Raw genomic sequence first — 13,077 nt, forward strand, 5'->3', positions numbered from 1 at the left:
TCGATTGTAGGATGTTTAGACTTTAATGTGCCACCAGTTCGCGCATATCTTTTGGCTTGGATGAGAACCGTGGCTCCTCGGCCAGTTGCTTGAAAGCGTTATAGACAAAAGAGCCCAGATACCAGCCATCCATAAATTTGTAGGGCGTCTCGCCGGTGGTGTAATGGCCGCAGGGCAGCACCTTCGAGACGTAATCGATACCCAGATCCGAAAACTGGCGTAACACTTCGACGGAATATTCGCGCAGGAAGGTCAGATCGTAGGTCGCATGCACGACGAGAACTTTCTTCGGCGTGGCGGCGAACCGCTTCATATACGAGACAGGACTGACGGCGGCAAAAAGTTTGTGCAATCGCGCCTGTGTTAATCCGGCGTCTTCAAAGGCTTTACGGATGTGCCGCGTGCTCTGGCCGGTCCATGCGACGTCGCCAAAAGAGACGGAAGCATGGTTGAAGGCATTCACCCGCAAACGCGGATCGTGGGCGCTGGCGATGAAGCCGTAACAGGAGCCAAGGCTGGTGCCGAGAATGCCGAACTGCTCGTAACCCTGCGCCTCAAGCCAGTCGAGGCAGCAACGGATATCGACCACCGCCTGCCTGCAAGCGGAGATGGTACGGCCAATGTTCGAGCTGACAGCGTAGTCGGAGCGCTCGAGTTCCGCAGGGCGCCGGATGTCGTGATAGGGCTTGCTGAGACGGAGCGCGGAGACGCCAAAGCGGTTAAAGAGCGCGCAAAGCGCATTGTGACTGAAGGCATCCGCATTCCACTGCGGCATGACGATGATGGCCTGCTTCGGCTTGCCTGCCTGTTTCTCCGCTGGAGCCGGATACCAGCGCGCGTTGACCAGATCATTTTCCGGGTAGGGCGTGCTGATGGGCGAGGTAAAGCGCAGAAACTGCGCAGCTTTCAGCTTTCCGCGCGCTGCTTCCTCTTTCAGTCTTGCGTCCTGCGCCAGGGTCTCCGGGCGCACATTAGTGGGAAAAAGCTGCGGATGCCGCTCTTCCAGGCGGTAATCCTTGGGCGGTTCGTAGCCGAAAAAGCTGTCACTTTCATGCACAACGGCATCATTCAGAGCGACCATACACGCCTCCTGCCGCTCAGGGTCCACCGGCGCCTGCGCTGCGGTGCCCAATTTGTGCGAGTGCAGAAAATCATCAAGCCATTCAAAGCCCCACTCCATGGGGCGAACGACCCGGTTCTCGTCACGTGTTGTCAGCGCTGTTTCCCACGCAAACATCTTGCGCGCATACCACTTACCAAGCATGTATCTAGTTTAATCAATCATGACGCGAGGCACACGCGCGCCGATGGCGCAAAGTACCTCATAGGAGATGGTTCCGGTTAAGTCTGCGAGGTCGGTGGCAGTGATTTTCTCCTGGCCCTGCTCTCCGATCAGGACGACTTCATCGCCAATTTCAACGCCGGAAATATCGGTTACGTCAAGAATGGTCTGGTCCATGGAGACTCGACCGGCGATTAGGGCGCGTTGTCCTCGCACCAGCGCATGGCCTCGATTGGAGAGGAGGCGATTCAGGCCGTCCGCGTAGCCGACGGGGATGAGGTCGAGCCGCGTGGGACGCCGAGCTTTGAAAGTCATGTTGTAGCCGGCGGTTTCTCCCGGCTCGATTGTGCGGACGGAAACAATGCGGGTTTTCCAGGCGAGCACGGGAGTAAGCTTTTGAGCTGCGTGTGATGGCGATGCTTCTTGCGGAGTGACTGGGACGGGGTAACCGTACAGAGCGATGCCGGGTCGTAACATGAGGCGCGCGTTATGCCTTTTTGCCAGCTGTAAAAGCGCGGGAGTGTGATGCTGCGCCAACAGAGTGGTGGAGTTGCCGGCATGTATCCAGCGCGGATGGATGCCACATTCTGCGATGAGATCGAGCGCGGCTGCGAAACGCTCCAGCTGCTGCGCGGTTTCATCGGGCTGCAAAATTTCCGGCGCGCTGAAATGCGTCATGACGCCTTCGATCTGAATGGGTGAATCGGGTGTGATGCGTGCGAGCAGCTCTTTTAACTGAACGAAAGAGCGAACGCCTTGACGTGACATACCGCTGTCGATTTCAAGCTGGACGCGTACCGATTGCGGAGGGCTGTTCAGTGTGCGTGCTGCTTCTTCGAGCAGATCAAAATGAAGGGGCTCCCACACCTGCGGAGAAAGCCTGTGTTCAATCACTGCTTCCGCTTCTCCGCACCATAAGCCGGACATGACCAGAATGCGCGAATCGGAGGACACCTGGCGAAGCGCCACAGCTTCTTCAACGCAGGTCACTCCGAACCATTCGGCTCCTGCGGCTGCCAGCACAGGCGCGCACGCGGCTGCGCCGTGCCCGTAGGCATCTGCTTTGATAACGGCCACTAATTCGGCTTCGACAGGAGCGGCTGCGCGCAGCAGTTTCCAGTTGGCAGTAAGACGCGAGCGGGAGATCTCCGCCCAGACGGGACGAGTTGGAATCATGGCGATATTTTCATCGTAAACCGAGGTTGAGTTCCCAAATCAGGAAGCCACGATTTGTTTCGGGAAGTTAGCGGTCAGGAAGTTCATTTTGTCGCCTGCACACATGCGAAGGGCATAGAAGATGAGGGCGAGGAGAATGTTCATGGGTCCCCACAAAGATCAAACTCTTGCTAATTTCGGAAGTCTTGCTCTGCTGATGCTGCTCTGCCTGATTTTCTTCTTTCGCTGGAGTTAGTTATGTGCAAATTTGCAGCGTGATATGCTGCGTTTTATGCGTCGTTCCACTATCTGGTGGTTTATTGGCGGCTTATGGCTGGTTATTGCGATTGCAGCCGCGCTACGCCACGGATGGCAGGCGGCATGGCTGCAAGCCGTCGTTGCGACGGTCTTCTTTGGCGTCGCGCTATACACCCACCGCAAAGAAAACGTCAGGTAGCTACAGCTCCGGTATACACCGCCATACCCGAGACGACGTCGACACGGATTTGATGCAACGCGTCGATCTCGGCCTGTTCACGAATGCCTCCGGCAACGATGAGTTGTCGCTCCGTGAGTGCTCGTAATTGCCGTGCGATCTCAAACGGAAAGCCCTGCATGGTGCCTTCCCTATCGACATGCGTATAGAGGAATGCGCCGCAGAAAGGATTGAGGGCGGCGATGGCCTGCTGTGGTGTAAGGCCGGCCTGCTCCTTCCATCCCTTGACTGCAACCTGTCCTTGTTTTGTATCAATACTGGCTACAAATTGCTCGGCGCCGATCGATTTTTGAATGTCGCTTGCGAGGTCCACATTCACCATGCCGACGGTGTTTTCGCCGCTGAAGAGCGCTGAGCCGAAGATGATGCGGCGAGCGCCTGCTGCGAGAATCTGTTTGGCGCGCTCGACGGTCGCGATACCGCCGCCGACCTGGCAGGGCAGCCGCTTCGCAATTTTTTCAATGAGCGCGGCGTTGTCGCCCTGGCGCATGGCCGCGTCGAGATCGATGAGTTGAACCATGGGGTACGCGCTGAAGCGTTCGATCCAGTAGTCGAAGTCGTCGAATGCAAGCTTCAGCTTTTCGCCCTGCACGAGCTGGACGATGCGTCCGCCCATCAGGTCAATGGAGGGAATCAGCACGGCAGCCTCACTGGTACTCCTCGTTTTGCAATTTCTTTTTTCAGCTCACGCACATCGGCGATACCGAAGTGGAAGATGCTGGCGGCAAGCGCCGCATCGGCTTTGCCATCGAGCAAAACGTCGGCAAAATGCTGCGCGTTCCCTGCGCCGCCTGAGGCGATCACGGGAATCTGCACTGCCTCGCTCACACGAGCTGTCAGTTCGCAATCAAAACCTGCGCGGGTTCCATCGGCATCCATGGAAGTCAGCAGTATTTCTCCTGCGCCACGCTCTTCAGCTTCTTTGGCCCACTCCACGACCTTGCGGCCGGTCGACTTGCGGCCTCCACTCGCGAAGACTTCCGCGTCAGAAACGGGATCGCAGCTCTGGGTTGCGCGACGTGCGTCGATAGCGACGATCACAGCTTGCGCGCCAAATCTGCTGCCAATTTCATCGATCAGCTCGGGCCGGGCGATGGCTGCGGAGTTGATACTGACTTTGTCTGCACCGGCATCGAAGATTGCCGCTGCGTCGCCTACAGTACGGATGCCGCCGCCTACGGTGAACGGGACGAAGAGCTGCTTTGCTGTCCGCTTCACCGTGTCGATCAGTGTTCCGCGGCCTTCGTGTGTCGCTGTGATGTCGAGCAAAACAATTTCATCTGTCCCAGCTTCGGCGTGACGGTGTGCCAGCTCTGCCGGATCACCGGCGTCTATGATGTCCACAAACTGCACACCTTTCACTACGCGGCCGGCGTTGACGTCGAGGCAGGCGATGATACGTTTCGTCAGCGTCATGCGAGCCTCACAAAATTATCCAGAATATGGAGGCCGATGGCTCCGGATTTTTCGGGATGGAACTGTACGCCCATAATGTTGCCGCGCTCTACCGCAGCGGTAAAAGGCTGGCCATATTCTGTAACTGCAATCGTTTCATTTACCACTGGCGCTCGATAAGAGTGCGTAAAGTAGACGTGCTCACCGTTGGCTACACCTCGCAGCAGACGCGATTCTTTCACTTGAATCGCATTCCAACCTACGTGCGGCACTTTCATGCCTTCCGGAAAACGTTCGCACTTGCCGGATAAAGCCTTGAGGCCTTCTGTGTTTGGCGATTCGGTGCTGCCTTCAAAAAGCCACTGCAAGCCCACGCAGATGCCGAGAAACGGTGCGCCGTCCTGCACACGCTTTTCGATGGCGGCTTTCAGTCCGTGCTCTTCGAGGTAAGCGGTCGCGGAGAAGTGGCCGACTCCCGGAAGCACGAGCTTTTCTGCCTCGAATACATCATCTGGATTCGATGTCGCAACTGCTTCAGCGCCGACTGCATGCAGGGCTTTCATCACCGAGGTCAGGTTGCCTGCTTTGTAATCGATGACGGCAATCACAGCAGACCTTTCGTGCTGGGTAGCATATCGCCGAGTTGCGCATCGCGCATGCAGGCAAAGCGCAGTGCCCGCGCGAATGCTTTGAAGAGCGCTTCGACTTTGTGATGGTTCGAGCGGCCATACATTGTTTTCAGGTGCACGTTGGCCCGTGCGCCGCGCGCGAAGCCTTCGAAGAAGTCTTCTACCAATTCTGATTGCAGATCGCCTACCAGCCGCGTTTTTACTTTTGTGTCGATGACGGACGAGACGCGGCCGCTCAAGTCAACGGCTGAAATGCCAAGGGTCTCGTCCATTGGCATAAGAAAATATCCCGCGCGCATAATGCCCTTTTTATCGCCGAGTGCGCGATCGAAGGCCTCGCCGAGTGCGATGCCGACATCCTCGACAGTGTGATGCTGATCGACGTCGAGATCGCCTTTACACGTCAGTTCAAGATCGAAAGCGCCGTGGCGCGTAAACAGCTCAAGCATGTGGTCGAAGAATCGGATGCCGGTGCTGACCTTATACTTGCCGCCGCCCTCAATTGTGAGGCGCAGACTGATTTGAGTTTCTGCGGTTTTACGGTCGATCTCTGCGGTGCGTTTATGGGCTGTGCTCTTAGTCTTCATTCGCTCTCCATGCAATCTCTGCCAATGACGCTTCGAGCGCCTTGATTCCTATTGTCGTATGTTCCAGCGTTCCCATGGTGATACGTACACAACCATCGCAACCCGGGTCGTTCGAGCGGTCGCGCACCAGTACGCTGCTTCGACGCATCGCCGCAGCAAATTCTTTATGCTTGGCGCCAATATTCGCCAAGATGAAATTCGCATCTGAGGGCCAATAGCTAACGCCTAAACGCTCGAGTGCAGCGGCAAACTGTTTCCGGCCTTCGAGCACCTCTTCCACATACCATTTCAGGTAGGCTTCATCTTCCAGGGCCGGAGGCAGACAGGCCAGCGCCAGCCCGTTGACGCTATAGGGCGAGATGATGCGGCGCATCCACTGCATCTGCGATTCATGCGCGGCGAGCATGCCAAGTCGAAGGCCGGCCAATCCGTAGGCTTTGGAAAAAGTACGCGTGACGACGAGGTTCGGTATTTTGTCGATCAGGTCGAGAACAGTTTGACTGTAAAAGTGATAATAGGCCTCGTCGACCAGGACGATTGCATTTGGAGCGCGATCAAGTACTTTCAGAATTGATTCTCGCGACACGCTGCGTCCTGTTGGGCTATTCGGGTTTGCAATCGCGATGAGCTTCGTCGAGGACGTGATTTTTTGGAGCACAGCTTCGAGCGGGAAAGAGAAATCCACACCGGCCTGTACGAAAACAATTTTAGCCTCGGTTGACGAGCCGTACACCTCATACATGGAATATGTCGGTATCGGCAGAAGAAACTCATCGCCCTCATCGAGGAAGGTCTGGCACAGGACATGAATCGCTTCGTCCACGCCGTTCGTCAACAGAACCTGCTCAGCCTTCAATTCCAGATGAGAGGCGACAAGCTTTTCGACAGGATCGCGCTCAGGATACTTCGTCAGATCAGCGCGCGAGATGCTTCCCAATACTCCGAGCACTTTGGGGGAGCAGGCAAATGTATTTTCGTTGAAATCGAGACGCACGCCATCGCGCGACCCGAGCGGCGGGTGATACTCCTTCGTGCGCAGCACGGCTGCGCGAGGCTTAGGTCCCTCAAACATTTTTCCCTCGTACGCGAATCGCTTCTGCGTGGCCCAGCAATCCTTCGGCTTCGGCCAGGGAAATGGCGGCGGATGCCAGCGATTTGATTCCCTGACGCTGATACTTCTGAATGGTGATCGTCTTCACAAAATCGCTAACACTCAGTCCTCCGCGCACCCGGGCCAATCCACCCGTAGGCAGAGTGTGGTTGGGACCGGAGATGTAATCACCCAGCGGTTGCGCTGAGTAACGACCAACAAAGACAGAGCCTGCGTTTGCTACCCACTCCAGATCGCTTTCGTTGTCGACGGTCAGGTGCTCCGGTGCGAGGCGATTCGTGAGCGAATGGGATTCTGCCACTGAATCTGTTACAAATATGACACCGCTGTTACGAATTGACTCCCTGGCAATCGAATTCCCAGCCGCTTGGCGCTTTACCTCGGCGCTTACTTCTTCAGCCAAGCTGGCATTGCTTGTGATGAAGACGGCGAGTGCATCGGGATCGTGCTCGGCCTGCGCTACCAGATCAGAGGCGATGAATATTGCGTCTCCGATTTCGCTGGTGATGACGATTTCCGTTGGCCCGGCGAGCATGTCGATGGCGCAATCGAAGGAGACCAGCTTCTTGGCTGCGGTTACGAAGGCATTGCCGGGGCCGACGATCTTATCGACCGGCGCGATGCTTTCTGTTCCGTAGGCCAGCGCTGCGACCGCCTGCGCGCCGCCAATGCGGTAGAACTCGGTGACGCCAAGGAATCCGGCGACCGCCAGCGTTTCCGGTGCAGGTTTCGGCGAAACCGTCACGATCCGCTTGACGCCTGCGACCTGCGCGGGGATCACTGTCATCAGCATGGTGGATGGCAGCGGATAACGTCCGCTGGGAACGTAGCAGCCGACAGACTCCAGAGGGCGAATTTGCTGGCCGACAGTCAAACCTGCAACTTGCTCGAAGGTCCAGCTCTTTGGCATCTGGCGCTGCGCAAAGCGGCGGATATTTTTAGCTGCCACCTGAACAGCCGAACGAAAGGCAGGCGAGGCATCGCGCCAGGCCTGCTTCATTTCATCGGATGAGATTTGCAACTGTGATTGTTTCGTGATTCCGTCAAAGCGGGTGGCGTAACGGCGCAGAGCCGAGTCGCCTCCATCTCGTACGGCGTCGACGATGCGCCGCGCTACAGGCACAGCGCGTTCGTCTACCGAATTGCGACGGCGCTCCAGCTCGGCGATCAAGGTCTGAGCCTGTTTCGTGGTGCGTCCTGTTGTACGCAATATGCGCATTTACAGGACCACCTTGCTCAGTGGATATTCGACGATGCCGGTGGCGTTGGCTGCCTTGAGTTTCGGAATTACGTCGCGGACAACGGTCTCTTCGAGGATGGTATTCACCGCTACCCACGACGGGTCACTTAATGCAGAGACTGTCGGCGAATTCAACGCCGGCAATACGGAGAGCACCGAGGCGAGGTTTGCCTTCTGCACATTCAGCATCAGGCCAACCTGTCCTTGTGCGGCGATGGCAGCCCGCAGCATCAGCGCAATGTTGTCGATCTTATTTTTCTTCCAGGGATCTTCGTAAGCTGCCGGGTTGGCAATAACGTGCGTTTCACTTGCCATAACGGTATCGATAATGCGCAGGCGATTGGCTTTAAGCGAGCTGCCAGTCTCCGTTACTTCTACGATTGCATCGGCCAGCGTCGGGGGTTTTACTTCTGTCGCGCCCCAGCTGAACTCAACCTTCACTGGCACATTCTTTTCGGCAAAGTAACGCTTCGTGACTTCCACCAGCTCGGTCGCGATGGTTTTGTTGGCGAGGTCTTCGGCCTTCTGGAATGGAGAATCTTCCGGCACGGCCAGCACCCAGCGAACACGCTGGCGGCTCTGCTTGGCATAGACGAGGCTGATAACGCTTTTCACTTCGCGGCCGCTTTCGACGACCCAGTCGATTCCGGTGAGTCCTGCGTCGAGTGCGCCGTGATCCACGTAGCGGGCCATCTCCTGCGCGCGAATCAGCGTGCATTCAATCTCTGTGTCGTCGATAGAAGGAAAATACGAACGGCCGTTGGCGTAAATATTCCAACCCGCGCGTTGAAAGAGTGCGATGGTCGCATCTTGAAGGCTGCCTTTGGGAATACCGAGCTTCAGTTTGTTTGCCATTAGCGCACCTCCGCCATTGCGTTGATTGCGATCGGCCGTGTGAAGCAGCTAACGGTTCCTTCGTGGCAGACGAGACCGTCGCCTTCGACCTGTACACGATAAAGAAGTGTGTCGTTGTCGCAGTCGGTCGCAGCATCCACAATGCGTAGGCGATTGCCGCTCGATTCGCCTTTCATCCACAGCTTCTGGCGCGTGCGGCTCCAGAAGGTTACAAATCCTGTTTCGAGTGTCTTCTGATAGCTGACTTCATTCTGGAAGCCAACCATCAGCACCTGTCCGGTTACCGCGTCCTGTACGATCGCCGGCACCAGCCCGTCCATCTTTGCGAAATCAATTGCCTTATCCGTCATGACTCGTTCCTTTTCGATTCAGCCCGTTTTTGCGGAGTCGGTGCAGGCGGCAGATGCAAAAAGCCCGCCTGCGCTTAGCGCATCGGCGGGCTTTCTAGTCCTTTGATTCTGGCTTTTTACTCTAAGCCATAAGGATTCGCCGACACGCTCGTCACGTGATGATGGTGGTGATGACGATGGTGAAGGTGAATCTGCATCTGTGATTGAAGATATTCGGCCCACGGAATCATGTCAACCCCCTATCGGCACGCCGCACAGAATAAAGAACTTACTTCAGAGCTGATTCGTTTTACGATGATGCCATGCCGACTCCCATGAAAGAACGTCTGTTGCACGCTGTTCGTTTCACTTCAGCACTCTGCCTGCTCGCAGCCCTGGGAGCGGCGGCCAGAAGCGAAACGGCTATTGAAGGCCGCAATGGGATTACGCTTCCCGCACCGCCGCCAACCGCAAAGAATACGGTAATCGATAATCTGCACGGCACGGAAGTTGCCGACCCGTACCGCTGGCTCGAAGATGGCGACAGCCCGCAAACACGGGAATGGATCACCTCGCAGATAAAGTACACGGACGAGTATCTTTCGCAGGTAAAGATGCGTCCGCAGATTGTCAGCGACCTGACGAAGCTGCAGCGCGTCGACGTCTACTCGGTACCGGCGGAGTATGGCGGAAAAATCTTTTTTGAGAAAAGGCTGGCAAATGAGAATCAGTCATCCATTTACATGCGCGAAGGGCTGCAGGGTGAGGATATTCGCTTGGTGGATGCGACAAAGCTCAGCGCTGATCAGAATACTTCGGTTTCCATCAACGATATTTCTGTCGATGGCAAGCTGATTGTCTATGGCATTCGACAGGGCGGCGCGGATGAGGAATCGGTGCACGTGCTGAACGTGGATACGAGGCAGGAACTTCCGGATACATTGCCCAGCGGCCGCTACTTTGGAGTGAACCTCAGTCCGGACAAGCAGGGCCTCTATTACGCACGATTTACGCACGAGGGTACGACGATCTACTTCCATAAATTTGGCACGCCAGCCGCCAATGACGCGATGCTTTTCGGCAAGGAATATCGTGGCGAGAAGCTCGGCGAAATGGAATTAGTTGGCGTAGGCGTTACAGATAACGGCCATTACCTCGTCATCAACATCAGCCGCGGTGTTCCAGCTACGCGCGTGGATATTCTGGTAAAAGACCTGCGCAAGCCGAACAGCGATATCGTGCCGCTGGTGTATGGGGTTGAGGCACAAACATCCGTTTTCAATATTGGCGACCGCTTCTTTCTCGGCACCGATTACAAGGCTTCGAACAAGCGCATTATGGAAGCAACGCCGGGCGAGTCGCCGGATGCATGGAAGACGGTCATCGCTGAAGGTAAGGACGTGATCGACGGATTCAGCATCGTCGGTGGCAAGCTCTTTGTGCGGCGACTGCACGATGTGAAAACCGAGACCACCATCTATTCCCTCGATGGAAAACAGATCGGACAGGTCACGTATCCGGGTATTGGATCGGGATCGGACGTTATGGGAAGGCCGGAAAAAGACACCGGCTATTACGTCTTTCAGTCCTTCATCCTTCCGCCAACGATTTACCGCTATGACACAAAAACAGGGAAATCCGATATTTTCTTCCAGCCTAAGGTGCCGTTCGCTTCATCGCAGTACGAGATGAAGCAGGTCTTCTATACATCGAAAGACGGCACACGTGTTCCGATGTTCATCGCGGGCAAAAAGGGCTTGAAACAAGACGGCAGCGAGCGCCTGCTGATGACTGGCTACGGTGGATTTCAGCTTCCGATGCTGGCTACGTGGAATCCTGAATACGCATGGTGGATGCAGCAAGGCGGCTTCTTTGCCGAGCCGAATTTGCGTGGCGGCGACGAATATGGCGAGCCGTGGCACAAGGCAGCCATGTTTGAGAAGAAGCAGAATGTCTTCGATGACTGGTTGGCGGCGGCCGAATATCTGATCCAGAACCGCTACACGACGCCTGAGCGCTTCGCTATTCGAGGCCGTTCAAATGGCGGTTTGCTGATGGGCGCTTCCATAACGCAACGGCCCGACCTTTTTGGGGCAATCTGGTGCGGCTATCCGCTGCTCGATATGTTGCGCTACCAGAATTTTCTATTCGGGCGACTCTGGACCACGGAATACGGCAGTGCGGACAATGCGAAAGACTTTCCCTATCTGCTTAAGTATTCGCCCTACCAGAATGTGAAGCTGGGCACGAAGTATCCGGCCATCATGTTCTTTACCGGAGACAGCGATACGCGTGTGGCTCCCCTGCATGCCCGCAAGATGGCGGCGCGGGTTCAGGCTGCGAACGGCGGGAGTCGCCCGATCCTGCTGCACTACAGTCTGAAGGGCGGGCACAGCTCCGGGGTTTCTCTCACGCAACTCGTTGATGATGAAGCAGATGAGCTGGCTTTTCTATGGCACGAGACGAGCGTGAAATAGACGGCCTGCGCCCCATTCGCATGGGCTAAATCCCCATTCAAATGGACAAAGCCTCCGACGGGCGACCTCGCCTCGCCCTTAGCGCTTGTATGTGGTTCAATAAGAAGAGTATGTCTGCTGTCCGTCCACAAACCGCAAGCCGCCGCATGAAGGCTGCCAACCGCAAAGTGCGCGAGCTGGCCCTGGTGGGCCATGCGCTTGCTTCCACGCGGCATCCGGTGATGGCGCAGATTGTGCCGATGCGCCGCTGCAACCTGGCTTGTGCATATTGCAATGAGTATGACGATGTTTCGAAGCCGGTGCCGATTGATGAAATGCTGCGCCGCATCGACCATCTGGCGCGCCTGGGCACCAGCATTATTACGATTTCGGGCGGCGAGCCGCTCCTGCATCCGGAACTCGATCAGGTCATCGCCCGCATTCGCCACCATGGCAGCATGGCGGGCATGATCACGAACGGCTACCTGCTGGTTCCCGAACGGATTCAGCGGCTTAACAAAGCCGGGCTCGATCACCTGCAGATTTCGATCGATAACGTCCAGCCGGATGAGATTTCGAAAAAGAGCCTGAAAGTTCTGGATAAAAAGCTGCAGTGGCTCTCAGAGCATGCCGAATTCCATGTGAATATCAATTCCGTAGTGGGTGGCGGTATCAAGAATCCACAGGATGCGCTTACGATTGGGCGTCGCGCCATTGAGCTTGGGTTTACTTCGACGATCGGCATCATCCACGACGGCGATGGCCAACTGAAGCCTCTGGGCGGCGAAGAGCGCAGTGTGTGGACTGAAATGCGCAGCTGGAAGAAGAAGAATTACTCACAGTTCAATCAATTCCAGGAAGCAATTGCCAACGCGCAACCCAACGATTGGCGTTGTCGCGCCGGCTCACGCTATCTCTATATTTGCGAAAACGGCTTGGTGCATTACTGTTCGCAGCAGCGCGGCTTTCCCGGAGTGCCGCTGGCCGAATACACCAAGGCCGACCTGAAGCGCGAATTCACCACGGAAAAAACCTGCGCGCCGCACTGCACCATCAGCTGCGTGCATCAGGTGTCGCATATCGACCACTGGCGCGCTCCGCAGCATTCGAGCACAACGCCGGGAGCGGCGTCAGGACTGATCAACATCCAGATGTAATCAGCCGGCGTGCGGTGGCTGGTTTCCGCCGGAGTCTTTCTGCTCTTCCTTCTTCTCGCGCTGTTTCTTCGTCTTCCAGAAATCCTGTTGCAGCCGGAACTGATCGTTGATCTCCCAATCGATCAGCTGCTGCTCAGATTCCTGGCGCGATAACTCTTCGACTGACGTCACCTCAATACGCTGCACCTGGTGCCAAGGATAAATGTAGCGCCCACGGAGCAGGAAGCCGGATTTCGCCCAGCTCTCCATCAAATCATTGACTTTGCTCTTCACATCTTCGGCGCTCTCAAAAGGTAAAAGTTCAAATGAGTCGCCGCTGAGCAGATGCACTGTGACGTGCGCAATCAGAATCGTATCTGGCAGTTTATTTTCTTCGGGCAAGGCT

At 56.1% G+C, this 13,077-nt stretch carries 14 protein-coding genes; 3 read left to right on the top strand and 11 right to left on the bottom strand.

Annotated features, from left to right (window positions below; genetic code table 11):
• Nucleotides 1-22: 22 nt before the first annotated feature.
• Both GSQ86_RS14875 and alr read right to left on the bottom strand, forming a co-directional pair.
• Nucleotides 23-1,264 (bottom strand): alpha/beta fold hydrolase, encoded by a 1,242-nt coding sequence (locus tag GSQ86_RS14875; protein ID WP_158750740.1) that lies wholly within the window; start codon nucleotides 1,262-1,264, stop codon nucleotides 23-25.
• Nucleotides 1,265-1,273: 9 nt separating this feature from the next.
• A complete protein-coding gene (gene alr, locus GSQ86_RS14880; RefSeq protein ID WP_158750741.1) occupies nucleotides 1,274-2,458 on the bottom strand; it encodes an alanine racemase in 1,185 nt (394 codons plus the stop codon).
• Nucleotides 2,459-2,717: 259 nt separating this feature from the next.
• On the opposite strand from alr, the gene GSQ86_RS14885 reads away from it, so the two are divergent.
• The gene (locus GSQ86_RS14885) at nucleotides 2,718-2,894 is read left to right on the top strand and encodes a hypothetical protein (protein WP_158750742.1); all 177 of its coding nucleotides are present in this window, start codon (nucleotides 2,718-2,720) and stop codon (nucleotides 2,892-2,894) included.
• Here GSQ86_RS14885 and GSQ86_RS14890 read toward each other — a convergent pair.
• The 8 genes from GSQ86_RS14890 to hisI are packed head-to-tail and all read right to left on the bottom strand — an operon-like array spanning nucleotide 2,887 to nucleotide 9,100.
• Nucleotides 2,887-3,573, bottom strand: a complete 687-nt coding sequence (locus GSQ86_RS14890; protein WP_158750743.1) for a HisA/HisF-related TIM barrel protein — start codon at nucleotides 3,571-3,573, stop codon at nucleotides 2,887-2,889. The two genes, GSQ86_RS14885 and GSQ86_RS14890, sit on opposite strands and share 8 nt — an antisense overlap.
• Nucleotides 3,567-4,349 (bottom strand): imidazole glycerol phosphate synthase subunit HisF, encoded by a 783-nt coding sequence (hisF, locus tag GSQ86_RS14895; RefSeq protein WP_158750744.1) that lies wholly within the window; start codon nucleotides 4,347-4,349, stop codon nucleotides 3,567-3,569. The genes GSQ86_RS14890 and hisF overlap by 7 nt, the downstream gene beginning before the upstream one ends.
• Entirely contained in the window at nucleotides 4,346-4,936 is a 591-nt protein-coding gene (gene hisH / locus GSQ86_RS14900) for an imidazole glycerol phosphate synthase subunit HisH (RefSeq protein ID WP_158750745.1), read from the bottom strand. The genes hisF and hisH overlap by 4 nt, the downstream gene beginning before the upstream one ends.
• Complete coding sequence (gene hisB / locus GSQ86_RS14905) at nucleotides 4,933-5,544, bottom strand: imidazoleglycerol-phosphate dehydratase HisB (RefSeq protein ID WP_158750746.1); 612 nt, start codon at nucleotides 5,542-5,544, stop codon at nucleotides 4,933-4,935. The genes hisH and hisB overlap by 4 nt, the downstream gene beginning before the upstream one ends.
• Nucleotides 5,534-6,616 carry a histidinol-phosphate transaminase gene (gene hisC, locus GSQ86_RS14910; protein WP_158750747.1) on the bottom strand — a complete coding sequence of 361 codons (1,083 nt, stop codon included), beginning with the start codon at nucleotides 6,614-6,616 and terminating at the stop codon, nucleotides 5,534-5,536. The genes hisB and hisC overlap by 11 nt, the downstream gene beginning before the upstream one ends.
• Nucleotides 6,609-7,874, bottom strand: a complete 1,266-nt coding sequence (gene hisD, locus GSQ86_RS14915; protein WP_158750748.1) for a histidinol dehydrogenase — start codon at nucleotides 7,872-7,874, stop codon at nucleotides 6,609-6,611. The genes hisC and hisD overlap by 8 nt, the downstream gene beginning before the upstream one ends.
• Nucleotides 7,875-8,750, bottom strand: coding sequence for an ATP phosphoribosyltransferase (gene hisG / locus GSQ86_RS14920; protein ID WP_158750749.1), 876 nt, complete (start codon nucleotides 8,748-8,750; stop codon nucleotides 7,875-7,877). It abuts the gene before it with no gap.
• Nucleotides 8,750-9,100 (bottom strand): phosphoribosyl-AMP cyclohydrolase, encoded by a 351-nt coding sequence (gene hisI, locus GSQ86_RS14925; protein WP_158750750.1) that lies wholly within the window; start codon nucleotides 9,098-9,100, stop codon nucleotides 8,750-8,752. The genes hisG and hisI overlap by 1 nt, the downstream gene beginning before the upstream one ends.
• A gap of 302 nt (nucleotides 9,101-9,402) precedes the next feature.
• On the opposite strand from hisI, the gene GSQ86_RS14930 reads away from it, so the two are divergent.
• Nucleotides 9,403-11,556, top strand: a complete 2,154-nt coding sequence (locus GSQ86_RS14930) for a prolyl oligopeptidase family protein (protein WP_254062406.1) — start codon at nucleotides 9,403-9,405, stop codon at nucleotides 11,554-11,556.
• 110 nt (nucleotides 11,557-11,666) lie between these two features.
• Nucleotides 11,667-12,692: a radical SAM protein gene (locus GSQ86_RS14935; protein WP_254062407.1), complete on the top strand. Its 1,026-nt coding sequence runs from the start codon at nucleotides 11,667-11,669 to the stop codon at nucleotides 12,690-12,692.
• On the opposite strand, the gene GSQ86_RS14940 is transcribed toward GSQ86_RS14935, so the two are convergent.
• Nucleotides 12,693-13,073, bottom strand: a complete 381-nt coding sequence (locus tag GSQ86_RS14940; protein ID WP_158750751.1) for a hypothetical protein — start codon at nucleotides 13,071-13,073, stop codon at nucleotides 12,693-12,695.
• Nucleotides 13,074-13,077 lie beyond the last annotated feature (4 nt).

It is taken from the genome of Acidobacterium sp. S8, assembly GCF_009765985.1.
In the GTDB taxonomy this organism is placed as follows: Bacteria; Acidobacteriota; Terriglobia; order Terriglobales; family Acidobacteriaceae; genus Alloacidobacterium.